General features: G+C 67.2%; 22 protein-coding genes. 15 read left to right on the top strand and 7 right to left on the bottom strand.

The window, feature by feature from the left end:
• Positions 1 to 250: 250 nt before the first annotated feature.
• Positions 251 to 1,156, bottom strand: coding sequence for a LysR family transcriptional regulator (locus RT614_RS06465; protein WP_313621103.1), 906 nt, complete (start codon positions 1,154 to 1,156; stop codon positions 251 to 253).
• Positions 1,157 to 1,344: 188 nt separating this feature from the next.
• Between RT614_RS06465 and RT614_RS06470 the strand changes: the two genes are divergently transcribed.
• Positions 1,345 to 2,094 carry an SDR family oxidoreductase gene (locus tag RT614_RS06470; protein WP_313621104.1) on the top strand — a complete coding sequence of 250 codons (750 nt, stop codon included), beginning with the start codon at positions 1,345 to 1,347 and terminating at the stop codon, positions 2,092 to 2,094.
• A 73-nt stretch (positions 2,095 to 2,167) separates the two neighbouring features.
• Positions 2,168 to 2,497, top strand: a complete 330-nt coding sequence (locus RT614_RS06475) for a ribonuclease E inhibitor RraB (RefSeq protein WP_313621106.1) — start codon at positions 2,168 to 2,170, stop codon at positions 2,495 to 2,497.
• 19 nt (positions 2,498 to 2,516) lie between these two features.
• Here RT614_RS06475 and RT614_RS06480 read toward each other — a convergent pair whose 3' ends face one another.
• From RT614_RS06480 to RT614_RS06490, 3 genes are all read right to left on the bottom strand, one after another.
• Positions 2,517 to 3,215, bottom strand: a complete 699-nt coding sequence (locus RT614_RS06480; RefSeq protein WP_313621107.1) for a DUF1345 domain-containing protein — start codon at positions 3,213 to 3,215, stop codon at positions 2,517 to 2,519.
• 69 nt (positions 3,216 to 3,284) lie between these two features.
• Positions 3,285 to 3,809: a chromate transporter gene (locus RT614_RS06485; protein ID WP_313621109.1), complete on the bottom strand. Its 525-nt coding sequence runs from the start codon at positions 3,807 to 3,809 to the stop codon at positions 3,285 to 3,287.
• A complete protein-coding gene (locus tag RT614_RS06490; protein ID WP_313621111.1) occupies positions 3,806 to 4,384 on the bottom strand; it encodes a chromate transporter in 579 nt (192 codons plus the stop codon). The genes RT614_RS06485 and RT614_RS06490 overlap by 4 nt, the downstream gene beginning before the upstream one ends.
• Before the next feature lie 138 nt (positions 4,385 to 4,522).
• Between RT614_RS06490 and RT614_RS06495 the strand changes: the two genes are divergently transcribed.
• The 12 genes from RT614_RS06495 to RT614_RS06550 all read left to right on the top strand — a co-directional run bounded on the left by RT614_RS06495 (position 4,523) and on the right by RT614_RS06550 (position 15,017).
• Positions 4,523 to 5,455 (top strand): LysR substrate-binding domain-containing protein, encoded by a 933-nt coding sequence (locus RT614_RS06495; protein ID WP_313621112.1) that lies wholly within the window; start codon positions 4,523 to 4,525, stop codon positions 5,453 to 5,455.
• A gap of 46 nt (positions 5,456 to 5,501) precedes the next feature.
• Positions 5,502 to 6,320, top strand: coding sequence for a glutamate racemase (murI, locus tag RT614_RS06500; protein WP_313621113.1), 819 nt, complete (start codon positions 5,502 to 5,504; stop codon positions 6,318 to 6,320).
• Positions 6,321 to 6,408: 88 nt separating this feature from the next.
• Positions 6,409 to 6,834 carry a universal stress protein gene (locus RT614_RS06505; protein ID WP_313621115.1) on the top strand — a complete coding sequence of 142 codons (426 nt, stop codon included), beginning with the start codon at positions 6,409 to 6,411 and terminating at the stop codon, positions 6,832 to 6,834.
• 15 nt (positions 6,835 to 6,849) lie between these two features.
• Positions 6,850 to 7,278 (top strand): universal stress protein, encoded by a 429-nt coding sequence (locus tag RT614_RS06510; RefSeq protein WP_313621117.1) that lies wholly within the window; start codon positions 6,850 to 6,852, stop codon positions 7,276 to 7,278.
• 46 nt (positions 7,279 to 7,324) lie between these two features.
• The gene (locus RT614_RS06515) at positions 7,325 to 8,641 is read left to right on the top strand and encodes a sorbosone dehydrogenase family protein (RefSeq protein WP_313621118.1); all 1,317 of its coding nucleotides are present in this window, start codon (positions 7,325 to 7,327) and stop codon (positions 8,639 to 8,641) included.
• Between the two features lie 119 nt (positions 8,642 to 8,760).
• The gene (locus tag RT614_RS06520; RefSeq protein ID WP_313621120.1) at positions 8,761 to 9,465 is read left to right on the top strand and encodes an SDR family oxidoreductase; all 705 of its coding nucleotides are present in this window, start codon (positions 8,761 to 8,763) and stop codon (positions 9,463 to 9,465) included.
• Between the two features lie 131 nt (positions 9,466 to 9,596).
• On the top strand, positions 9,597 to 11,147 hold the full coding sequence (locus RT614_RS06525) for a DUF1800 domain-containing protein (protein ID WP_313621122.1): 1,551 nt from the start codon (positions 9,597 to 9,599) through the stop codon (positions 11,145 to 11,147).
• The gene (locus RT614_RS06530) at positions 11,144 to 12,655 is read left to right on the top strand and encodes a DUF1501 domain-containing protein (protein ID WP_313621124.1); all 1,512 of its coding nucleotides are present in this window, start codon (positions 11,144 to 11,146) and stop codon (positions 12,653 to 12,655) included. The genes RT614_RS06525 and RT614_RS06530 overlap by 4 nt, the downstream gene beginning before the upstream one ends.
• 65 nt (positions 12,656 to 12,720) lie before the next feature.
• Positions 12,721 to 13,185, top strand: a complete 465-nt coding sequence (locus tag RT614_RS06535; protein ID WP_313621125.1) for a GNAT family N-acetyltransferase — start codon at positions 12,721 to 12,723, stop codon at positions 13,183 to 13,185.
• Between the two features lie 97 nt (positions 13,186 to 13,282).
• A complete protein-coding gene (locus RT614_RS06540; protein ID WP_313621127.1) occupies positions 13,283 to 13,651 on the top strand; it encodes a hypothetical protein in 369 nt (122 codons plus the stop codon).
• A gap of 23 nt (positions 13,652 to 13,674) precedes the next feature.
• Positions 13,675 to 14,205 carry an RNA polymerase sigma factor gene (locus RT614_RS06545; RefSeq protein WP_313621128.1) on the top strand — a complete coding sequence of 177 codons (531 nt, stop codon included), beginning with the start codon at positions 13,675 to 13,677 and terminating at the stop codon, positions 14,203 to 14,205.
• Positions 14,202 to 15,017 (top strand): anti-sigma factor, encoded by an 816-nt coding sequence (locus RT614_RS06550; RefSeq protein ID WP_313621129.1) that lies wholly within the window; start codon positions 14,202 to 14,204, stop codon positions 15,015 to 15,017. The genes RT614_RS06545 and RT614_RS06550 overlap by 4 nt, the downstream gene beginning before the upstream one ends.
• 18 nt (positions 15,018 to 15,035) lie before the next feature.
• On the opposite strand, the gene RT614_RS06555 is transcribed toward RT614_RS06550, so the two are convergent.
• The 3 genes from RT614_RS06555 to atzF are packed head-to-tail and all read right to left on the bottom strand — an operon-like array spanning position 15,036 to position 21,257.
• Entirely contained in the window at positions 15,036 to 15,764 is a 729-nt protein-coding gene (locus RT614_RS06555; RefSeq protein WP_313621565.1) for a GntR family transcriptional regulator, read from the bottom strand.
• Positions 15,761 to 19,399, bottom strand: coding sequence for an urea carboxylase (gene uca, locus RT614_RS06560; protein WP_313621131.1), 3,639 nt, complete (start codon positions 19,397 to 19,399; stop codon positions 15,761 to 15,763). The genes RT614_RS06555 and uca overlap by 4 nt, the downstream gene beginning before the upstream one ends.
• Before the next feature lie 28 nt (positions 19,400 to 19,427).
• Complete coding sequence (gene atzF, locus RT614_RS06565) at positions 19,428 to 21,257, bottom strand: allophanate hydrolase (protein ID WP_313621132.1); 1,830 nt, start codon at positions 21,255 to 21,257, stop codon at positions 19,428 to 19,430.
• A 368-nt stretch (positions 21,258 to 21,625) separates the two neighbouring features.
• Here atzF and urtA point away from each other — a divergent pair, with 368 nt between their 5' ends.
• The gene (gene urtA / locus RT614_RS06570; protein ID WP_313621133.1) at positions 21,626 to 22,879 is read left to right on the top strand and encodes an urea ABC transporter substrate-binding protein; all 1,254 of its coding nucleotides are present in this window, start codon (positions 21,626 to 21,628) and stop codon (positions 22,877 to 22,879) included.
• Positions 22,880 to 22,892 lie beyond the last annotated feature (13 nt).

Consider the following 22,892-nt stretch of genomic DNA (forward strand, 5'->3'; position numbering starts at 1 on the left):
GTAGCGCATTGGATTCGCTAGGATCGGCCCCGTGCGATACGGGTCACATCAAGCTTGTTACGAAATCTACGCATCGCCGGTGAGCCGCTCAATAGCCCAATGAGCTTTGACTATCCGGAGGAATATAGCGCTTTGGTTTAGGGCGATCACGCGTATTTTTTCGGTGACGGAAGGGGTCCGCAGGCGGATGCCCAAGTCGAAATCGGCAGCAATGGCGCCCCTGAAAGCGCCAAGGAAGAAGGCGGACGACTCAGCAATGAAGCCGTGCGGGAAGGTGCTCCATGAGCCAGTCGATGAACACCCGCAAGCGCTGCGTGACATGGCGGTTGTGCGGGTACACCACATGAAAGGGATAGGGCTGCGGCCGCCACGGCTTCAGGATTTCAACCAGCGCGCCGCTTTTCAGTGCGGCGCCGGCCGCGTACGTGAAGGTCTGGACGATGCCCAGGCCGGCCAGAGCGGCCGCCAGATGCGCGTTGCTTTCGTTGACGCCGACGCGATGTTCGACCTTGATCTCGATTTTTTCGCCCTGACGTTCGAAGCGAAACGGGAACGCGCGTCCATTCTGGGGTGACAGGTAACTGACCAGCTTGTGGCCGTTCTTGAGCTCGTCGGGATAGGCCGGCGTACCGAACTGCTTGAGGTATCCCGGCGTGGCGCAGGTGATCAGGTCGGCCGTGCCGATGCGCCGCGCCACCAACGAGGAATCATCGAGCGGACCGCCACGAATCACGCAATCTACGTTGTCGCTGATCAGGTTGACGGAGCGGTCGGACACGCCCAGATCGATGCGGATATCGGGGTAGCGCGCCAGGAAGTCGGGCATGGCGGGGATCAGCACATCCCTTGCAGTGGACCCACCGACGTCGATGCGCAGGTGCCCTTTTGGCCTGCCCTGCGCCGCATTGAACGTGCCGTCAATGTCTTCCAGGTCGCGCACGATGCGCAGGGTCTTTTCGTAGTAGTCGCGGCCTTCCGGGGTGACCGTGACGCGCCGCGTCGTGCGCTGCAACAGGCGCACGCCCAGGTGCGCCTCAAGGTCTTGCACCATTTTGCTGAGCGTGGCGTTGGGCATGTCCAGCGAGTCCGCCGCGCGGGTGAAACTGCCTGCCTCGACCACACGCGCAAAGCCGCGTATGGCTGTCAATTGATCCATGCCTGCTCCCGTGATGCGCGTGGATTATCCATAAATATGGATAGTTATTTCAACTTTACAGGATTTATCTAAGATCAGTCCGTCTTTAAAGTTGCTCCATACCCAGTCGACAACACAGCGCTTCAAACGGATCAGGCGCTGCGAAACCCCGACTGGCAACCCTTTCATCAAGAACCTGGAGCTCAATCATGAATCAGCAACTCAACGGCAAGATCGCCCTGGTCACCGGCGGCACCACGGGTATCGGCCTGGCCACCGCACAGGAACTGGCGGCGCAAGGCGCGCGCGTCTTCATCACCGGCCGCCGTCAGGCCGAACTCGACTCCGCCGTGGCCGCCATCGGCAGCGCGGCGACCGGCATCCGCGCCGACGCGTCGGTGCTGAGCGACCTGGACCGCGTGTACGCGCAGATCGCCAAGAGCGCCGGCAAGCTGGATATCCTGTTCGCCAACGCGGGCGGCGGCGACATGATGCCGTTGGGCGCGATCACAGAAGAACACTTCGACCGCATATTCGGGACCAACGTGCGTGGCGTCTTGTTCACCGTGCAGAAGGCCCTGCCGTTGCTGGTCGACGGCGCCTCGGTGATCCTCACGGCGTCCACCGTGTCGATCCAGGGAACCGCGAATTTCAGCGTCTATAGCGCCAGCAAGGCTGCGGTGCGCAACTTTGCGCGTTCGTGGGCCCTGGACCTGAAAGAGCGCCACATCCGCGTGAACGTCGTCAGCCCCGGCCCGATCCGCACGCCGGGACTGGGCGGCCTGGTCGGCGACGACGCCCGCCAGGGCCTCTTTGATTATCTGGCCGCGCAGGTGCCGCTGGGCCGTCTGGGCGAACCGCAAGAGATCGGGAAGGCGGTGGCGTTTCTGGCGTCGGACGCGGCCAGCTTCGTCAATGGCGTCGAACTGTTCGTGGACGGCGGCATGGCCCAGGTCTAAGCCGGCGCCTACCCGTGTCCCGACCCTCTGATACCATCGCCCCCCTCTAAACAGCGCATGACCGAGGACAGCAATGGAAACCAGCCAGGCATCGATAGACGGCATCTACAGCAAGATGGCGCAGGACGGTTGGGACACCTTCGGGCCGCTCAAATGGGGATTTTTCTTCATGGCCCCGGCGGAAGACGCGCTCAAGCTTATCTACGGGGAACTTGCCGACCACGATTACCACGTGGAAAGCGTCCACCAGAACGAAGGCGAAGACGGCGGGTGGACGCTGTTCGTCAGCAAGGTCGAGATCCTGGCGTCGGACAAGCTGTTCCGCCGCTGCGCCGCCTTCAATGAGCTGGCCGAATCGTACGGCGCGCTTTTTGACGGCTGGGATGTGGAACAGGCCGGCTGAAGACATCGGCAGGCGCGTTCTACGCCCTGCCCGCCGCGACGTTGACGCTGATGGCGATGATGAACACATTGAAAAAGAACGCGATCACGCCGTGCGTCATGGCCACGCGTCGCAGCCGTCGATTCACGATCTGCACGTCGGAGACCTGGAACGTCATGCCGAGCACCAGGGCGAAATACGCGAAGTCCCAGTAGTCCGGCTCGTCGGTGCCCGGAAAATCCAGTCCCTTGTGCATGGCGTTCTTGTGCCCGTAATACCCATGGGCGTAGTGCAAGGCGTAGATCATGTTCATGTAGAGCCACGACAGCACGATGGTCGCCGCGGCGGCCAGCATGTCGATCACGGCGCCGACGCTGCTTTCGGCGCGCAGTTCCACCCACAGGGCGACCAGCACCATGCAGGACAACGCGACGCTGCTCGACAGGACGCCCGTGCGCCCGACGTCGTGCTGGCGCGCGTGTTGGCGCATCAGGGCGGGGCTGGCGCGGCCGAACACGCGGGCGGTCAGCACCAGGAACACCAGCGCCCCCGCATCAAAACCCAGCAGCACGGCCAGGCTCAGCGGCAACCCCGCGGCGTACAGGCCGCCGACCACCGCCAGCAGCAGGCCGGCGCACATCATCAGGCGGCGGTGGGCATGAAAAAAAGGCAGAGGGTCGGACGAGGCCCCAGGCGGGATTTCGTCGTTGCCGGCTTCGTCGTTTTTGAGCGGCTGCATGGCGGGCTCCTGTCGGCGGCAGGCGCGCTGGAATGCGTTGCGCCTGGCCGCGTTGCACAGGCCCTTACGCTAACCGATACCGAGCAGGCCGGCCAGCGCGCCGCCAAAGAGCAGCCATAGCGGGTGAATGCGGGTGATGCTGCCCAGCACGGCCACGATGGCGGTGATGGCCCCCAGCAGCCAGGTGTGGACCGACGCCTCGGTGATGAGCGCGGCGCTGGCGGCGACGAGGCCGACGGTCATCGGGAATATCCCGGCCTGGATGACGCCTCGCCAGGGGCGGTCCTTGAATCGTTCCCACAGGCCCAGCGCGATGACGGTGATGATGGAGGACGGACCGAACTTGGCTATGGTGGTGGCCAGCATGCCGGCCCAGCCGGCGACGTGCCAGCCGACCAGCGTGACGACCATCAGGTTGGGGCCGGGCGCGGCCTGCCCCAGGGCGAACAACGCGGAAAAGTCGGCGGCGGTCATCCAGCCGTGGACGTCGACGACCTGCCGCTGCATTTCGGGCAGGATGGTGTTGCCGCCGCCGAAGGCCAGCACGGACAGTTCGGAGAAGATCAGGACGAGGGCGATCAGGGTATGGATCATCGACGTTGCCTCCAGACCATCAGGATGCTCAGCGGCGTCAGCACCGCCATGGTCGGCAGCAGCGGGATGCGCAGCACGGCGATGGCGATGAAACAGACGGTGGCGACGACGCCCGCAAGCCAGTCGCGGCGCTTGACGACCGGCATGCCGATCTTGACCGCCATGGAGATCAACAGGCCCGCCGCGGCGGCGGCCAGCCCCGCGAAGAGGTGCTGGATGTCGGGATCGTTCTGGAAACGGTCGTAGACCATGCCGAGCATGATGACGATGATGGACGGCGCCAGGATCAGGCCCATCAACGCGGCGAACGCGCCTCGCGGGCCGCGAAATTTCATGCCCAGCGCCACGGACAGGTTGATGATGTTGCCGCCCGGCAGGAACTGGCACAGGCCCAGCAATTCCGTGAACTCGGCGCCGCTCAGCCAGCGGTGCTTTTCCACGACCATGCGCCGCGCCAGGGGCAACGCGCCCCCGAAGGCGGTGAGGCCAAGCATCAGGAATCCGTAGAACAATTGGCCGCAAGTGGGGGGAGGCCGAAGGTCGACCTCAGGGATGGAAGGTGCTGCTGCGTTCATCTTTTTCGTGCGGGCGCGGGGCTGGCGTGGGGAGGTGGCGCGGGACCCGCGACACTGGTGGATATCGAGATTGCAGGCTACTCCCCGCGCAAGATAATGTCTAATATATGACTCATTCATAAATCATATCGACTGCATATGGCATCCGTAGATCTGCGGCTTTTGCGCTACTTCCTGGCGGTGGCCGAGGAATCCCATCTGACCAAGGCCGCAGCCCGGCTGGGCATCCGCCAGCCGCCGCTCAGCCAGCAGATCCGCGTCCTGGAAGATGAGCTGGGCGTGACGCTGTTTCACCGGCTGCCGCGCGGCATGGAACTGACCGAAAGCGGCCGCGCGCTGCTGGACGACGCCCGCAACATCATCGCGATGGTGGACGAGGCCGTGGATGGCGTTCGCCGGGTATCGCTGGGCGAGGCCGGCCGGCTGACCGTGGGCTTCACGGGGTCGGCCGCGTTCCATCCCTTCGTCCCGTCGGTGATCCGGCGTTTTCGCGAAAGCGCGCCCAAGGTGCGGCTGGTGCTGGAAGAAAGCAGCACGGGCGAACTGCGCGAGGCAGTGGCTGAGGGTCGCGTCGACGTGGCCTTCATCCGCGGCGCCCACGGGGCGGACCGGGGGGTGATGATGGAAACGGTGCTGGAGGAAACCATGCTGGCCGCGTTTCCGGCGGATCATCCCCTGGTGAAGGGCCGGTCGCGCAAACGCATCGCGCTGTCGGAACTGGCGGACGAGTCGCTGATCCTGTATCGCCGGCACAGCGGCCCGGGGCTGTACGACGCGATCATCGCCGCCTGCAGCGCCGAAGGCTTCAGCCCCCGCATCACTCAAGAGGCGCCCCGCATGCTGTCGACGCTGAGCTTCGTGGCTGCGGGACTGGGCGTGTCGCTGGTGCCGGCGTCGCTGCGCCGCGTGAACATCGAGGGCGTGGCGTATGTCAGCGTGACGCACCCGAAGACGCTACGCGCGCCGCTGAACCTGATCTGGCGCGATGCGCCCCTGTCCGGCGCCACCCGCAAGCTGATCGAAGAGACTCGGCGGCTGCGCGAAGAACTTCAGGGGTCCGAGACGACGTGATCCCCGGCGCTACACTTGCCGGCATTCCGCACTTCCCTTCTTCACCATGTTTTCCGAATCTCCCATCGGCGTGTATGACTCCGGCGTCGGCGGCCTGAGCGTGTTGCGCGCGATCCGCGACGCCCTGCCGCATGAAGCGCTGCTGTACGTGGCCGATTCGGCGCACGTGCCCTACGGGGAAAAATCCCAGCATTTCGTCGAACAGCGCGCCTTGGCGATCGCGGATTATTTCGTATCGCGAGGCGCCCGCGCGATGGTGGTGGCGTGCAACACGGCGACCGCCGCCGCGATCGCGCTGCTGCGGCGGCGCCACCCCGGGCTTGTCATCATCGGCGTGGAACCCGCGATCAAGCCGGCCGCGCATCTGACGCACAGCGGCGTGGTGGGCGTATTCGCCACGACCGGCACGCTGGCCAGCCCCAAATTTGCCGCGCTGGTGCAGCGAGAGGCCCCCGAGGTGCGCATCCTGCTGCGGCCTTGCCCGGGGTGGGTGCGGATGGTGGAGCAAGGCGTGCTGGCGGGCCCGGATGCCGAAGCCGCGGTGCACGGCCCCGTGGCCGAACTGCGTCAGGCCGGCGCCGACGTGCTGGTGCTGGGCTGCACGCATTTTCCGTTTCTGCGCGATCTGATCCAGGCCGCGGCCGGTCCGGGCGTGCCGCTGCTGGAGACCGGCGCGCCGGTGGCGCGCTGGCTCCGGCACCAGCTGAACGAGCGCGGCCTGCTGCGCGAACAGGGCTCGGGCACGCTGGAACTGGAGACCACCGGCGCGGCGGATGCCCTGGCGCAACTGGCCAGCAGCCTGCTGGGCCAGACGCTTGCCGCCCGCACGGTGCCGGGCCAATGGCGCGGAACGCCGTCGGCTTGATCCGGCGCATGCCTTGAGGGGCGCGCGCGGGCGAATGTGAGATACAGTGGAATGCCCGCGCCCCGCGGCCCCGCACAAGGAGACGCCCATGAAACGCATCCTGATTCCCGTCGACGGCTCGGAGACCGCGCTCAATGCGGTCAAGGCGCTGCTCGAAGCCCGCCGCTACGATCCCGTCGAACGCGTGGACCTGCTGACGGTCCAGATCCCCTTGAAGGCAGGCGCATTCAGCAGCGGCCTGTCGCAACAGGAAATCGACGACTATCACCAGGAAGAAGGCCAGGCCGCGGTGCAGGCGGCCAGCGATCTGCTGACGCAGGCCGGCGTGCCGTTCGAGACCCACATCGCCGCGGGCGCCGCCGCCGAAACGATTGCGCGCGTGGCCGAGGAAACCGGCGCCAACGAAATCTTCATGGGCACGCGCGGCCTGGGCTCGGTGTCAGCGCTGTTCATGGGGTCCGTGGCAACCGGCGTCCTGTCGCTGACCGAACTGCCCGTCACGCTGGTCAAGTAAGGCAAAGGAGCACCCATGCTGAACATCCTCGTTCCCGTCGACGGCTCCGAAAACGCCGACCGCGCCGTCGTGTACGCACGCCGTCTTGCCCAGGGCGCCAAGGCCGCCCGCCTGCACCTGATCAACGTCCAGACGCCGCCACGCGGACGCGCCGGCCTGTCGCGATTGATCACCCAGGACATGATCAACGATTTCTATGCCCGCGAAGGCCGCGAGGCCTCCGAGGCGGCGCGCAAGGCGCTGGATTCGGCCGGCGTGGATTACGTCAGCCACGTCGTCTTCGGCCATGCCGCCACCGAGATCGCCGGCTATGCCCAGGATCATGGCTGCGCGCGCATCGTCATGGGCACTCGCGGCAACGGCACGCTGACCAACATCCTGATCGGCTCGGTGGCGAACCAGGTGGTGCAACTGGCGCAAGTGCCGGTCACGCTTGTGAAGTAACCGGGGTGAGTATGATGGGACTACCAGATAGCCCTGGAGTCGCATCATGCACATCCCGCGTATCACGCTGGCGGCCAGCCTTGCGCTAACGATGCTCAGCGCCTGCGGCGAAGTCGCCAAGCTGCCTGTCGAGGCCGGCATGGGGCCGAATCCCCAATTGCCGCCTCCCAACACCACCCTCATTCCCACCGTGAACACGGCCAAGGCCGTTGGCTGGCAGTCAGGCGCGCAGCCCTTGCCGGCCGCCGGCCTGGCGGTGACGGCCTACGCCAGCGGGCTGGACCATCCGCGCTGGCTGTATGTGCTGCCCAACGGCGACGTGCTGGTGGCCGAGACCAATGCGCCGCCCAAGCCCGAAGACGCCCCGGGAGGCATCAAGGCGTGGGCCACCGGCATGGCGATGAAGCGCGCCGGCGCCAAGACCGACAGCGCCAACCGCATCACCCTGCTGCGCGACGCGGACCACGATGGCGTCGCGGAAACGCGCACCGCGCTGCTGGAAGGGCTGAACTCACCGTTCGGCATGGCGCTCGTCGGGGACCAGCTTTACGTGGCGAATGCCGACGCCGTGGTGCGCTTTCCCTTTGAAGCCGGCCAAACCCGGATCACGGCGCCCGCCACCAAGGTCACCGACCTGCCCGCCGGCCTGAACCATCACTGGACCAAGAACCTGATCGCCAGCCCGGACGGCTCCAAGCTTTACGTGTCCGTGGGATCCAACAGCAATGTGGGCGAGAACGGCATGGACATCGAGGAAGGCCGCGCGGCCATCTGGGAGCTGGACGTGGCCAGCGGCCAGAAGCGCCTGTACGCCACGGGCCTGCGCAATCCGGTGGGCATGGCCTGGGCGCCCGACGGCAAGACGCTGTGGACGGCGGTCAACGAGCGCGACGAACTGGGCAGCGACCTGGTTCCGGACTACATGACGTCGGTTCGCGATGGCGGTTTCTATGGGTGGCCGTACAGCTATTTCGGGCAGCACGTGGACACCCGCATCCAACCCCAACGGCCCGAACTGGTGGCGCGCGCCATCGTGCCGGACTACGCGCTGGGTCCGCACACCGCATCGCTGGGACTGGCCTGGTCGGACGGCGCGAAGCTGCCGCAGCCCTATGTCAACGGCATGTTCGTCGGCCAGCATGGATCCTGGAACCGGGATCCGCGCAGCGGCTACAAGGTGATCTTCGTGCCCTTCGATCAGGACAAGCCCGGCGGTCCGTCGCAGGACGTGCTGACGGGGTTCTTGAATGAGAGTGGGGAGGCGCAGGGGCGGCCGGTCGGCGTGGCCGTCGACAAGCAGGGTGGCCTGCTGGTGGCCGACGACGTGGGCAACGTGATCTGGCGCGTGTCGGCAAAGCCGTAGCCGTAGCGGTCGCGACTATCCTTGGCGCCCGTGGGGCCGCTGCCGCGCCCCACGCCCGCCTTGGGCGCATCGCTGCCCGCCCCTACAATGACCGCTCCGAATTCCAGACAGGAGCGAACATGAGCACGGAAAAGGTGGCGATCCTTACAGCGGCCGGCAGCGGCATGGGCGCGGCGGCGGCGCGCAAGCTGGCGGCGGATGGATACCGCATTGCGATCTTGTCGTCGTCCGGCAAGGGCGCGGCCCTGGCGGAGGAGCTGGGCGGATTGGGTGTGACGGGTTCGAACCGCTCGCCCGAGGACCTGGCCCGGCTGGTGGACGCCACGGTGCAGAAATGGGGCCGCGTGGATGCGGTGGTCAACAGCGCCGGCCACGGCCCGAAGGGCTCGCTGCTGGAAATCAGCGATGACGACTGGCACCTGGGCATGGAGTTCTACCTGCTGAACGTGGTGCGCATCACGCGTCTGGTCGCCCCCGTCATGAAGCAACAGAAGTCGGGCGCCATCGTCAATATCTCTACTTACGCCACGTTCGAACCGGAAGCGCTGTTTCCGACGTCGGGCGTGTTCCGCGCCGGACTGGCCGCCTTCACGAAGGTGTTTACCGACGAATATGCCCAGCACAACGTGCGGATGAACAACGTGCTGCCGGGCTTTATCGACAGCCTGCCGGAAAAGGAAGACCGCCGCGCGCGCATTCCCATGGGCCGCTACGGCACGGCGCAAGAGGTGGCCGACTTGATCGCCTTCCTCGCATCCGATGCGTCGTCCTACATCACCGGACAGAATATCCGCATCGACGGCGGCATCACGCGCTCCGTGTGAGGCCCTCGCGGCAGGGGACACGCCTCATTCTTCTCATTCATTTGGCGTAGTCCCTCGTCCGAATGACGGTATTGAAGGCCCCACCGGCCTTTTAGTACCGTAGGTTTTCGCATTCGACGAGGTGCCTGCGCATGTCCGCTACGCCGTCAGCGGCTGCGCCGCAGTCCGCATCCCCTACTCCCGGCCAGGCCTCGCGCTTTCTGGCGCAGGCGACGTTCGGCCCCACGCCTGCCGACATCGACGCGGTGGTGCGCGTCGGCTACGCCGCCTGGCTGGATGCGCAACTGGCGATGCCGCCTTCGCAGACCCACTTCGACTGGCTGCTGCAGAAACGGAAGAACACCGAGGCCTTCAAGGGCAACGGGATCAACGCCCCGCTTGAATCCACCTTGTGGCGCAAGTTCATCAGCGCGCCCGACCAGGTGCGCACGCGGGTGGCGTTTTCGCTGTCGGAAATCTTCGTCGTCGGGGTGTCGTCGATCACCGCGTCCTGGCCGCTCTTCGGCGCGGCGGGATTCATGGACCTGCTGGCCGAACACGCGCTGGGCAATTACCAGGACCTGCTGACCGCGGTGACGCGCAACCTGTCCATGGGCTGCATGCTGACCTATCGCGGCAACCGCAAGGAAGACCCCAAGACCGGCCGCCATCCCGACGAGAATTACGCGCGCGAAGTGATGCAGCTTTTCAGCATCGGCCTGCTCGAACTGGAAAGGGACGGCACGGTCAGGATGGTGAACGGCGCGCCGGTCGAGACCTATGACAATGCCGACGTGCAGGGCCTGGCCAAGGTGTTCACGGGCTGGGACATCAACGGCCCGGAGACCGACGTGGAATTTCACCGGCGGCCCATGGCGCTGAACAACGGCCTGCATTCGATGGCGGAGAAGCGCTTCCTGGGCGCCGTCATCCCGCCCGGCACGGATGGGCAGTTGTCGCTCAAGCGCGCCATGGAAGTCATCAGCGCCCATCCGAACGTCGGGCCGTTCATCGGCATGCAGCTGATCCAGCGCATGGTGACCAGCAATCCCAGTCCGGCCTACGTCGCGCGGGTGTCAGCCGTGTTCGACGACGACGGCAAGGGACAGCGCGGCAACCTGAAGGCCGTGGTGCGGGCCATCCTGCTGGATCCGGAGGCGCGCCAGCCGGATCTGGGTTCGCCTTACTGGGGCAAGGTGCGCGAGCCCATCCTGCGTTTTTCCGGATGGGCCCGCGCCTTCGGCGCAACCTCCAACAACGGGGAATGGGCGATGCCGGACACCACGGACAACACGATCCGGCTGGCGCAGAGCCCGATGCGGTCCGCCACGGTGTTCAACTTTTTTCGCCCGCGGTATGTGCCTCCCGTGACCGAACTGGCCCGCCGGCATCTGGTGGCGCCGGAGCTGCAGATCACGGACGAGACCAGCATCGCCGGGTACCTGAATTTCCTGGCGATCTACGCGGACCGCGGTTGGGAGGACCTGCAGACGTCCTATCAACCCGAGATCGCGCTGGCGAACAATCCCGAGGCGCTCGTGGCGCGCGTGGTGCTGTTGCTGGCGGGCGATGCCTTCAGCCAGCGCACCGCGGCATCGATCGCGAAGGCCGTGGCCACGTTGCCGCCTGATCGGCCGCGCGACCGCGTCCGCGCCGCCATCATGCTGGTGGCGGCAACTCCCGAATACCTGGTGCAGAAATGACAAGCCACGATGACGCTGACCGCCCCGGGATGGACAGCCGCGGGATCGACAGCGGCGGTGTCGACCGCCGCGGTATCGACCGCCGCGGTGTCGACCGCCGCACCTTTCTCCTTCGGGCCTGCGCTTTGGGCGCCACCGGCGGCGCCGCGCCGCTGGCGCTGAACCTGGCCGCCATCGGAGCGGCCGCGGCGCAATCGGCGCCGCCCACCTACAAGGCGCTGGTCTGCGTCTTTCTGTATGGCGGCAACGATCCGTACAACACCCTGGTGCCGTACGATCCGTCGTCGTACCGCGCCTATGCGGCGGCGCGCGGCGACATCGCCCTGCCCCGCGACGCGCTGCGCGCCACGGCCCTGCGCGGCAAGGCGGACACGCAGGGCGGCATGCAATTCGCGCTGGCGCCGGCGCTGGCTCCGCTGGCCCCGCTATACGAGCGCGGCGACATGGCGGCGCTGTTGAACGTGGGCCCGTTGGTGGTGCCCACGACCAAGGCGCAATACATCGGCGCGCGCGTGCCGTTGCCACCCAAGCTGTTCTCTCACAACGACCAACAGTCGTTCTGGCAGGCGCTGGCGCCCGAAGGCGCCTCGTCGGGCTGGGCCGGCCGGCTGACGGACCTGTTCGCCGGCGCCAACGCCCAGCGCACCTTCACGGGCATCACGGCTGGCGGCAGCACCGTGCTGCTGGCCGGCCGCAAGGTGGCTGGCTACCGCGTCGGCATCAACGGATCGACGCAGATCGACATGCTGCATCGCGACATGTATGGGTCCAGCGCGTGCACCGCCCTGCTGCGCGAGCTGATCACGGAACCGCGCGAGCATCTGATGGAGCGCGAGATGTCGCGCATCGCCGCCCAGTCCATCTCGGCCGACGCTCGCCTACGCGCCGCCCTGGACGGCGTGGCCGTGCCGGGAGACTTTTCATCGCCGCTGGCCCAGCAACTGCGCATCGTGGCGCGCATCATCGGCGCTCGTGAGGCGCTGGGCGCGCGCCGACAGGTGTTCTTCGTGTCGCAGAACGGCTATGACAACCACACTGGCCTGAACGACACCCACCCCGCGCTGCTGCGCGAACTGGGCCAGGCGCTGGCGACATTCCAGCAGGCCCTGTCGGAAATGGGCGTGGCGGATCAGGTCACCACGTTCACGGCCTCGGAGTTCGGACGTACGCTGGGATCCAACGGCAACGGATCGGACCACGGCTGGGGCTCGCATCACTTCGTGCTGGGCGGCGCGGTCAGGGGCGGCCGCTGCTATGGCGCCCACCCAGAAATTGCGTTGAACGGGCCAGGCTTCGTGGACAACGGCCGCCTGCTGCCCACGACGGCGGTGGACCAGTTGGGCGCATCGCTGGGCGCCTGGTTCGGGGCCAGCCGGGACGATTTACGGACGGTGTTTCCGAACCTGCGGCATTTTGGACCGGAGCCGTTGGGAATTCTTGAACGGGATCCCGCTGGCAGCCCCGCGTCGGAGCCCGCCACTGGCGCTGAGGCCGCAACCGCTCTATAACCTCAGGGAACGGGCCGCAACACGGCCAGAACAGCGCTTTCGCCTCCGTCCCTCCGCCATCGCCCATGAGCCTCACACCCGATCTGGCGTTGCAGCACGCCACCGAAGAAGACTTGCCGTTCCTGCTGACCTTGCGCAAGTCCACAATGACCGAGCATCTGCGGCGCGCAGGGGCGCCGGACGACGATGAGCATCACTTGGCGCGGATCCGTCATCACTTCGATGACGCGCAGATCGTCTGGCTGGCCGGCAGGCCGGCGGGGCTGTTCAAGCATTACCGGGATCCCGCCGGGTGGCGCATCGTCCAGATACAGATCGACCCCGCGTTCCAGGGCCAAGGGCTGGGCCGCCGGCTGCTGGCCGGCGTGCTGGACCGGGCCGACGCCGAAGGCGCGCCGGTCACGTTGAGCGTCCTGAAGGGCAACCCCGCCCGGCGGCTGTACGAGGCGCTGGGCTTCACTTCCGTCAAGGAGACCGAGCTGGAGCATGAAATGCGGTACGAGCCCGGCGCTGTCCGGCCGGCCGGCTGAGCCTCTGCGACTTTTTTTCGGGGCCGCGGGAATAATGCGGCGCCGGGCAGCGTCCGTAGAGGGCAGTCCCCCACTTTCCCCACCTACGAGGCACACCATGCGCAAACACACCGCCGCGGCCCTGGCAATCGCCTGCGCCGCCCTGTTCTCGGCCGGCGCCCACGCCCAGGCCGTCAAGACCCAGGACGGCATCCTGGTCAATAGCGCCGGCATGACGCTGTACACCTTCGACAAGGACTCCTCAGGCAAGAGCGTCTGCGTCGACCAGTGCGCCAAGGCCTGGCCGCCCGCCATGGCCATGGGCGACGCCAAGCCCATGGGCGACCTGACGGTCATCACCCGCGACGACGGCGGCAAGCAGTGGGCCTTCAAGGGCAAGCCGCTGTACACCTTCGCCAAGGACACCAAGCCGGGCGACAAGACGGGCGACAACTTCAAGGAAATCTGGCACGTCGTCAAACCCTGATCGGGACGGTTGCCGTTCAGACCATGCGCGCCGAAGACGAAGCCCTGATCCTGGCCTGCATCCCCAGCCTGCGGCGCTATGCCCGCGGGCTGACGGGCGACCCCCACCGGGCCGACGATCTGGTGCAGGACACGCTGGAGCGCGCATGGAGCCGCTATTCGCGCTGGCAGCGCCGCGGCGAACTGCGCGCCTGGATGTTCGGCATCATGCACAACCATTTCATCGACGGCGTGCGCGCCGCCAGCCGGCGGACGGACCAGACGGCGCCGGGCGACCTGCCCGACGCCCCGGTGCGCGCCACCCAGACCGACCATCTGGAGGTGCGCGACCTGGACCGCTGCCTGCAGACCCTGCCGGCCGAACAGCGCGAGGTCCTGTTGCTGATATGCGTGGAAGACCTGTCCTACCAGGAGACCGCCCAGATCCTGGCGGTGCCCATCGGCACCGTCATGTCGCGCCTGTCGCGCGCCCGCGAGAAGCTCGGCGCGCTGATGCAGGGCCGCGACACGGCCAGGCGGTTAAGGCCTGTACCCACTCCGCGTGAAATGCCATGAATGACAAACGCCTCACGCCGGTGCCCACCGCCGGCACGCCCATTACCGAAGCCGACCTGCACGGTTACGCCGACGGCCAGCTGCCGGCCGGCCGCCATGCCGAGGTGGCCGCTTTCCTGGCCGCGCATCCGCAGGACCAGACCCGCGTGGACGACTGGAAGGAACAGCGCCGGGCATTGCATGCGCTGCTGGATCCCGTCCTGGACGAACCCCTGCCGCTGCGCCTGCCGCTGAAGGCGCCCGCGCGGCAGTGGCCGTGGCGCGCCCTGGCCGCCAGCGTGGCGGTGGCCGTGGTCAGCGCCAGCGCGGCCTGGATCACACGCGGCGCGATGGATGCGCGCCATCTGCAGGCCGTGCTGGCCACCGCCAGCCCGGACCGCGCCGCGGGCGGCTATGCCCAGCGCGCCGCCATCGCCCACGCGGTCTACGCGCCTGACATGGGCCGCCCCGTGGAAGTGGGCGGCGACAACGAGAAGGCGCTGGTGACGTGGCTGACCAAGCGCATGGGCGCGCCCGTGCGCGCCCCGTCGCTGACGCAGGCCGGCTACGAACTGATGGGCGGGCGCCTGCTGCCCGGCGGCGCGGGCCCGGTCGCCCAGTTCATGTACGGCGCGGCGGACGGCCAGCGCCTGACCCTTTACGTCACGCGCGAGGCCGCTGGCGGAAAGACCGCCTTCCAGTTCACGCAGGAAGGGCCGGTGCGGGTGTTCTATTGGGTCGAAGGCGATTTTGGCTACGCGCTGTCGGGCGCGGTCAGCCGCGACGAGCTGCAGCGCGTGTCGCAAGAGGTGTATCGGCAGCTCCAGGGCTAGGCCCCTGCCGCGCATCCGTCAGCCAGCGCTTTGCCGTGCTTCGTGCAGCATGTGCAGCGTGATCTTGCGCACCTCGGCCTTGCTCATGTCGATATGGGACCGCAGCATGCGCCCGGCCTCGTCGGCGCGCCGCGCCAGCACGGCGCGCAGGATGGCCGCATGCTCGTCGTAGGTGGCGTCGACACGAAAATCCTTGGTGAAATCCAGGCGCCGCACGATGCGGATCTTTTCGGTCACGTCGCGGTGGATCTGCGCCATCTCCGGGTTGCCGGCGGCCGCCACCAGCGAACAATGGAACGCCTCGTCCAACTGCGCCACCAGCCGGCCGTCCAGGATGCGCTGCGACGGCGGCGCCAGCCACACATCCGTCAGCGCGCCCAGGATGCCGGCCGCATCCATGGGCTCGCGCGCGCACAGCTTTTCCACCGCAGCCAGTTCCAGCACCACGCGCACGTCGTACAGCGCTTCAAAACGTTCGAAGTCGAACGGACGCACCTGCCAGCCGCTGCGCGGCCGCGCCAGCACGAAGCCTTCGCGTTCCAGCCGCGCCAGCCCCAGGCGCACGGGCGTGCGGCTGACGCCCAGGCGCGCCACCAGGTCGGCCTCGGTGAAACGTTCTCCCGGCAGCATCCGAAAGCCGAAGAGGTCGTCCTTGATACGCAGGTAGACCTGGTCGGCCAGCGAGCCGGCCAGCGCCGGCGCCTGACGGATGGCCGGGCCGGCCTGGACGGATTCCAGCCGCATCATCCGGTCACGGCGCACGTGGCGTCTTCGGTGATCACCACCAAGGGGTCGCCCGCGTTCACGGGTTTGCCCGGCACGCAGCGGATGGCCGACACCGTGCCCGACGCCGGGGCGATGACCGAGAGCTCCATTTTCATGGCCTCGACCACCACCAGCGTGTCGCCGGCCGAGACGCTCTGGCCCACCTGGACCGGAATCTTCCAGATGTTGCCGCACATGTCGGCGCTGATCAGCCGTTCGCCGTCGCGCAAAGCGGTCTCGGGCTCAGGCTCGGCCGCGGGAGGTTCCGCCGCCACGTCCTCGGTCTTCCACAGGGCCACCTCGGCATCGAAGGCGGTCTTCTGGCGCGCCTGGAACACGGCGATGCTGTCGGCCTGATCGGCCAGGAAGCGCTGGTGCGCGGCGAAGTCGAACGTTTCCTCTTCGATGCGGACCGTGGCGCGGCCTTCGCGGAAGTCCTCGCGCAGCACGTCCAGTTCGGCCTCGGTGACGGGATAGAAGCGCACCTGGTCGAAAAAGCGCAGCAGCCAGGGCTTGCCTTCCTGGAACACGGGGTTTTTCAGGAACTTGTTCCAGATGGGCAGCGTGCGCCCGACAAGCTGATATCCGCCCGGCGAGTCCATGCCGTAGATGCACATGTACACGCCGCCGATGCCCACCGTGCCTTCCGCGGTGAACGTGCGGGCCGGGTTGTACTTGGACGTCAGGAGGCGATGGCGCGGATCGATCGGGACCGCGCAGGGCGCGCCCAGGTAGACGTCGCCCAGCCCCATGATCAGGTAGCTGGCGTCGAATACGATGCGGCGCACGTCGTCGCGGGAGGCGAGACCATTGATGCGCCGGATGAAGTCCACATTGTTGGGCAGCCACGGCGCGCTGGCGCGCACGGTTTCCTGGTAGCGCTGCACGGCGCCCAGCGTTGCGGAGTCTTCGAAGGCCATGGGCAGGTAAACGACGCGGGTCGGCACCTTCAGCGTGGCCACGTCCGCCAGCCCCGACTCGATCTCCAGAAGGCGCGCGATCAACGCGCCTTGCAGGATGACCCGGCTGTCGTAGCGGATCTGCAGCGAGCGCACGCCCGGCGAAAGCTCCAGCACGCCCGCAACTGGATCGGCGTTCAGCGCCTCCATCAGCAGGTGGATGCGCATGCGCAGCGCCAGGTCCAGCACGTTGTCGCCGTATTCCAGCAGCAGATAGCCGTCGCCAGCCTGCCGGTACGAGACCGACGGACGCGATCCTTCGGCCGGCAGCGCCGCGACGATGGTCTCGGACACCGTGGCCGGCACGGGGGCAGGCTCGGTCGCCGCCGGGGTTTCCAACGCCAGGTCGGCAATGCTGCGGTCCTGCGCCGCCTCCAGCGCCACGGCTTTCGGGTAGTCGATCCGCACGAAGCGGATACGGTCGCCCGGTTTGACCTGCCCGACCTTCCACAACTCGGCGCGGGCGATGGTGACGGGGCACACGAAGCCGCCCAGGCTGGGGCCGTCGCGCGTGAGGATCACCGGGCTGTCGCCGGTGAAGTTGATGCTGCCGATCGCGTATTCGCAATCGTGGATGTTCGACGGATGCAGGCCGGCCTCGCCGCCGTTCTCGCGCGCCCACGTGGGTTTGGGCCCGATCAGGCGCACGCCCAGCCGGTTGGAGTTGTAGTGCACTTCCCAGTCCGCCGCGAAGAAGGCGTCGATGGCCTCGGGCTGGAAGAAGTCGGGCGCCCCATGCGGGCCGTACAGCACGCCGATCTCCCAGGCGCTGCCGTACTCCGGGATCAGTTCGGGCGGCGCGCCCTGTGGCTGCGCCTGCGGCGGCGCGGCATTGGCGCCCGGCAGCTCCGGACGCACCAGCGGCAGCATGTCGCCCACGCGCAGCGTGCGGCCGGCATGTCCGCCGAACTGGCCCAGGGCGAACGTGGAGCGGCTGCCCAGGTACAGCGGCACGTCCAGGCCGTTGCGCACGGCCAGGTAGCTGCGGCAGCCCGACAGCGCGCGTCCAGTCGCCAGCACCTGCCCCGATCTCACGGATATCGGCTGCCACATCGGAACGGGTTCGCCGTCCAGCGTGGCGGCGCAGGCCGCGCCCGTCAGCGCCACGACCGTATCCCCATGAAAGCGCAGGCTCGGCCCGACTAGCGTGGTCTCGATGCCCGCCGCGTCCGGCGCGTTGCCGACGATGCGGTTGGCGATGCGGAATGCGTAATCATCCATCGGACCCGACGGCGGCACGCCGATGTCCCAATACCCGGCGCGGCCGGGATAGTCCTGCACGCTGGTGTAGGTGCCGGCTTCCAGCACTTCGACCGCGGAGGGGCGGTAGTCGAAGGTCTCCAGGAATCGCGTCGACAGCTTGCCCGCGCGAAAGCGCTCGTCGGCCACGATCTGGCGCAGGTAATCCAGGTTCGTCGCGATGCCGTGCAGCCGCGTCCGGCCCAGGGCGTCGGCCAGCTTGTCCAGCGCGGATTCGCGCGTGTCGGCGTGCACGATCAATTTCGCCAGCATCGGATCGTAGAACGCGGGCACGTCCGTGCCTGTCTCCACCCAGCCGTCCACGCGCACGCCGTCCGGAAACGACACCTCGGTCAGCACGCCGGGCGAAGGTTGGAACTGGCGCAGCGGATCCTCGGCATACAGCCGTACCTCGATCGACGCGCCTTGCGGGGCGCGCGACATGGCGGCGTAATCCAGCGGCTCGCCAGCGGCCACGCGCAGCATGCATTCAATCAGGTCCAGGCCGGTGACGGCCTCGGTCACCGGATGCTCCACCTGCAGGCGCGTATTGACCTCCAGGAAATAGAAGCTGTCGCGCGCGGGGTCGTAGATGAATTCCACCGTGCCGGCCGATCGGTAGTTCACGGATTCGCCAAGCCTGACGGCGGCCTCCAGCAGCGCCGCGCGCGTGGCGGCGGGCAGCAAGGGAGCCGGCGTTTCCTCGATGACTTTCTGGTTGCGGCGTTGCACCGAGCAGTCGCGTTCGCCCAGCGCCAGGACGCGGCCCGCGCCGTCGCCGAAAATCTGCACCTCGACGTGCCGCGCGTTGTCCAAATAGCGTTCGATAAACGCGCCGCCATCGCGGAAAAAGTGTTCGCCCATGCGCTGCACGCTGTCGAACGCCACCGTCAGTTCGGCCTCGTTCTCGCAGCGCGACAGCCCGATGCCGCCTCCGCCCGCCGTGCTCTTGAGCATCACGGGATAGCCGATGCGTTCGGCGTGCGACAGCGCTTCGCCCAGGCTGGACAGCAGTCCGGTGCCGGGCGTCATGGGCACGCCCGCTTCCGCGGCCAGTTCGCGCGAGCGGTGCTTCAAGCCGAATTCACGAATCTGAAGCGGCGTGGGGCCGACGAAAGCAATGCCTGCCTCTTCGCAGGCTTGCGCGAAATCGGCGCTTTCGGACAGGAAGCCGTAGCCGGGATAGATGGCCTGCGCGCCATGCTCTCGCGCGGCGGCCAGCAACAGGTCCATGCGCAGATAGCTGTCGGCGGCCTTTTCGCCGCCCAGCGCGACGGCCACGTCGGCCTCGCGGACGTGCGCGGCATTGCGGTCGGGATCGGAATAGACCGCGACGCTGCGGATGCCCAGGCGCTTGAGCGTGCGGATGGCGCGAACGGCGATCTCGCCGCGGTTTGCAATCAGAACGGTATCGAACACGGTGCGACTCCCTGTTGTCAGGCGCGGGTTATCGGGGGGTGGCGGAGAGGCTGGCCAGATAGGCGCGCCAGCCGCCGAAGGCAGTGATGTCGCGCGCGCCATCAAGGCCGCGCGGCTCGCAGATGAAGCCCTTGACGAGCCGACCGTCAGCCAGCTCCAGCGTGCCGATGCCCAGCGGCGCGGGGATTTCGGCCACGAAGGCGCCGAACGCCGTCACCGGCACATCCCAGAGTTCGACCTCGATGGCGGCGCCGCTGTCCGACTTCACCAAACCAGGCTTGGGCGGCGTGGTGTTGGCCAGCGCATAGAGCCGGTAGTCGCCCGCCGTGGCGGTCTTCTCCACGAACGCCGCATGGCGCGACGTCAGTTGATGATTCAACGGCATGCCGGTCAGGTGCGCGCCGACAACCGCCACGCGCACGACGTCGGCGGACGGACCCGCATCCACCGGCACGGCCGGCAGCGGCTCGCCCGTGGCGCCCAGCGGAAGGCCGCGCCGCGCCTGCCATTGTTTGCCGAACTGCGCCAGCGCGCGGTCCTGCCATGCCAGGCCGATCACCGTGATTCCCGACGGCAGGCCATCGGCACGCATGCCGGCAGGCACCGCCAGTGCGGACAGGTCGGCCAGGTTGGCGAAGTTGGTGTAGACGCCCAGGCGCGAATTCAGCGTGACGGGGTCAGCCTCCAGCTGCGCGATCGTGTAGATGGACGGCGAGGTCGGCACGACCAGCGCATCGAAGCCTTCCAGCGCCCGATGGATCTGGCGGGCCAGTTCGGCGCGGCGGTACTCGGCCTTGAACGCGTCCACCGCGTTGTAGTTCGCGGCCTGCTCCACGATGCCGCGCACCACGGGATTGATGGCGTCCGGGTTTGTCTTCCACAAAGGCTCCACCGCGGCGAAGCGTTCCGCCACCCACGGGCCTTGATACAGCAGCGCGGCCAGTTCACTGAATGGCGCGAAGTCGATGGCTTCGACCTGGGCGCCATCCGCGCGCAGCGCCCGCACGGCGTCGTCGAACACGGCGGCGGCTTGCGCATCGCCGAAGAACTCCAGCGATGCCGGAATGGCGAGCCGCGGCGACTTGGCCCACGGCAAGGCGGCGCCCGCGGGCATGCTGCGCGAATAGGGATCGGCGTCGTCATAGCAGCCGGCGACGAAGGCGACCTTCTCCGCGTCGTCCACCGTCAGCGCGAAGATCGACACGCAGTCCAGCGTGCGGCAGGCGGGCACCACGCCCGCCGTGCTGAGCCAGCCCTTGGTGGGCTTGAGGCCGACGATGTTGTTGAAGCCCGCCGGCACGCGGCCGGAGCCCGCGGTGTCGGTGCCCAGCGAAAAGGCCGCGATGCCGCGCGCCACCACCGACGCCGAACCGGAGCTCGATCCGCCGCTCACGTAGTCGGGATTGAACGTATTGGCCACGGCGCCATGCGGCGAACGCGTGCCCACCAGGCCGGTGGCGAACTGGTCAAGGTTGGTCTTGCCGACCAGGATGGCGCCGGCCGCGCGCAGGCGGCGCACGACGGTCGCGTCCTCGATCGGCGTATAGGCGAATTCGGGGCAGGCGGCGGTGGTGGGCCAGCCCGCGGCGTCGATGTTGTCCTTGATGGCGAAGGGCACGCCATACAGCGGCAGGCGCGAGACATCCCCTCCGGCCGCGGCCAGCAACAGCCGCAGGCCATCGAGCTGCTCGTCGAGCTGGGCGCGGTCCACGCGCCGTATCCAGGCATTGTCGTCGGGACTTGCGGGCACGGCGTAGGCGGCCAATAGCGCTTCGGGTTGCGCCCCGTCGCGGTAGGCGGCCAGCCACTGTGCGATCGTCCAACCGGCAGGGCTCTTCTGCGTTGCTGCGGCATTCATGCTGGAATCCTTTCTTGTATACAAGTACGGATTCCCAAGCAATCTGCGTGCCATGTTGGCCGCTTGCCTTGCGTCCTCTCTGGACGTCGCCCGCGAACCCGCGACCGCTGCCTTTGCATGGCACGCGGACCGCACCGCGAACGAGCGCGGCGCGCACTGGTTTTGTGCATGCAGCACCGTTTTGATCCTGACCGCGCCGCCGCGCGCCGGTCCCGCCTATCCGCGTAAACACCCCCTCTTCATACAGCAGCTGGACGCCGCGCCGCGACTTGGCACGCGTTTTGCTTTTGAGCCCTTGTATGACGTTGTCGGGTGTTGTTCAAAACGTTCTCGCCGGCCAGACCGGCACATTCCATCCAGGAGTCACCATGAAACGCAGACTAGCCCTTAAGCAACTGACCGCCGTGAGCCTGTTGGCCATGTCCGGATGGATGCCGCAGGTGCACGCCGCCGAAGACACGATCAAAGTCGGCATCCTGCATTCGCTGTCGGGCACCATGGCCATCTCGGAAACGTCGCTCAAGGACGTGGCCCTGATGACCATCGAGGAAATCAACGCCAACGGCGGCGTGATGGGCAAGAAGCTTGAAGCCGTGGTGGTGGACCCCGCCTCGAACTGGCCGCTGTTCGCCGAGAAGTCGCGCCAGCTGTTGTCGCAGGACAAGGTGGCCGTGGTCTTCGGCTGCTGGACGTCGGTGTCGCGCAAGTCCGTGCTGCCGGTCTTCAAGGAACTGAACGGCCTGCTCTTCTACCCCGTGCAATACGAAGGCGAAGAGCTGGAGAAGAACGTCTTCTACACGGGCGCGGCGCCCAACCAGCAGGCCATCCCCGCCGTGGAATACCTGATGAGCGAAGACGGCGGCGGCGCGAAGCGCTTCGTGCTGCTGGGCACCGACTACGTCTACCCCCGGACCACCAACAAGATCCTGCGCGCCTTCCTGCATTCCAAGGGTGTCAAAGACAGCGACATCGAAGAGGTCTACACCCCGTTCGGCCATTCCGACTACCAGACCATCGTCGCCAACATCAAGAAGTTCGCCACGGGCGGCAAGACGGCCGTCATCTCCACGATCAACGGCGACTCCAACGTGCCCTTCTACAAGGAGCTGGGCAACGCGGGCCTGAAGGCCACCGACGTGCCGGTGGTGGCGTTCTCGGTGGGCGAAGAAGAGCTGCGCGGCGTGGACACCAAGCCGCTGGTCGGCCACCTGGCCGCCTGGAACTACTTCCAATCCGTCAAGAACCCCGTCAACGAAGCGTTCATCGCGAAATGGAAGGCCTACGCCAAGGCCAAGAACCTGCCCAACGCCAGCACGGTCGTGACGAACGATCCCATGGAAGCCACCTATATCGGCATCTACATGTGGAAGCAGGCCGTGGAACAGGCCAAGTCCACCGACGTGGACAAGGTGATCGCCAGCATGGGCGGCCAGAAGTTCAACGCGCCCGACGGCTACACCGTCGAAATGGACAAGACCAATCACCACCTGCACAAGCCCGTCTACATCGGTGAAATCAAGGCGGACGGCCAGTTCAGCGTGGTGTGGAAGAGCAAGGGCCCGATCCGCGCCCAACCCTGGAGCCCGTACATCCCGGGCAACGAAGGCAAGCAAGGCCTCTAAAGGAAAGGGCAGC

The organism is Achromobacter sp. (assembly GCF_032102605.1).
GTDB lineage: Bacteria > Pseudomonadota > Gammaproteobacteria > Burkholderiales > Burkholderiaceae_B > Achromobacter.

Coding starts and splice junctions, on each gene's coding strand:
- murI (WP_313621113.1), top strand. CDS start 5,502: ATGTTTTCCGAATCTCCCATCGGCGTGTATGACTCCGGCGTCGGCGGC.
- urtA (WP_313621133.1), top strand. CDS start 21,626: ATGAAACGCAGACTAGCCCTTAAGCAACTGACCGCCGTGAGCCTGTTG.
- RT614_RS06525 (WP_313621122.1), top strand. CDS start 9,597: ATGTCCGCTACGCCGTCAGCGGCTGCGCCGCAGTCCGCATCCCCTACT.
- RT614_RS06510 (WP_313621117.1), top strand. CDS start 6,850: ATGCTGAACATCCTCGTTCCCGTCGACGGCTCCGAAAACGCCGACCGC.
- RT614_RS06540 (WP_313621127.1), top strand. CDS start 13,283: ATGCGCAAACACACCGCCGCGGCCCTGGCAATCGCCTGCGCCGCCCTG.
- RT614_RS06485 (WP_313621109.1), bottom strand. CDS start 3,809: ATGATCCATACCCTGATCGCCCTCGTCCTGATCTTCTCCGAACTGTCC.
- RT614_RS06490 (WP_313621111.1), bottom strand. CDS start 4,384: ATGAACGCAGCAGCACCTTCCATCCCTGAGGTCGACCTTCGGCCTCCC.
- RT614_RS06495 (WP_313621112.1), top strand. CDS start 4,523: ATGGCATCCGTAGATCTGCGGCTTTTGCGCTACTTCCTGGCGGTGGCC.
- atzF (WP_313621132.1), bottom strand. CDS start 21,257: ATGAATGCCGCAGCAACGCAGAAGAGCCCTGCCGGTTGGACGATCGCA.
- RT614_RS06545 (WP_313621128.1), top strand. CDS start 13,675: ATGCGCGCCGAAGACGAAGCCCTGATCCTGGCCTGCATCCCCAGCCTG.
- RT614_RS06530 (WP_313621124.1), top strand. CDS start 11,144: ATGACAAGCCACGATGACGCTGACCGCCCCGGGATGGACAGCCGCGGG.
- RT614_RS06470 (WP_313621104.1), top strand. CDS start 1,345: ATGAATCAGCAACTCAACGGCAAGATCGCCCTGGTCACCGGCGGCACC.
- RT614_RS06505 (WP_313621115.1), top strand. CDS start 6,409: ATGAAACGCATCCTGATTCCCGTCGACGGCTCGGAGACCGCGCTCAAT.
- RT614_RS06515 (WP_313621118.1), top strand. CDS start 7,325: ATGCACATCCCGCGTATCACGCTGGCGGCCAGCCTTGCGCTAACGATG.
- RT614_RS06475 (WP_313621106.1), top strand. CDS start 2,168: ATGGAAACCAGCCAGGCATCGATAGACGGCATCTACAGCAAGATGGCG.
- RT614_RS06555 (WP_313621565.1), bottom strand. CDS start 15,764: ATGATGCGGCTGGAATCCGTCCAGGCCGGCCCGGCCATCCGTCAGGCG.
- RT614_RS06465 (WP_313621103.1), bottom strand. CDS start 1,156: ATGGATCAATTGACAGCCATACGCGGCTTTGCGCGTGTGGTCGAGGCA.
- RT614_RS06550 (WP_313621129.1), top strand. CDS start 14,202: ATGAATGACAAACGCCTCACGCCGGTGCCCACCGCCGGCACGCCCATT.
- RT614_RS06535 (WP_313621125.1), top strand. CDS start 12,721: ATGAGCCTCACACCCGATCTGGCGTTGCAGCACGCCACCGAAGAAGAC.
- RT614_RS06520 (WP_313621120.1), top strand. CDS start 8,761: ATGAGCACGGAAAAGGTGGCGATCCTTACAGCGGCCGGCAGCGGCATG.
- RT614_RS06480 (WP_313621107.1), bottom strand. CDS start 3,215: ATGCAGCCGCTCAAAAACGACGAAGCCGGCAACGACGAAATCCCGCCT.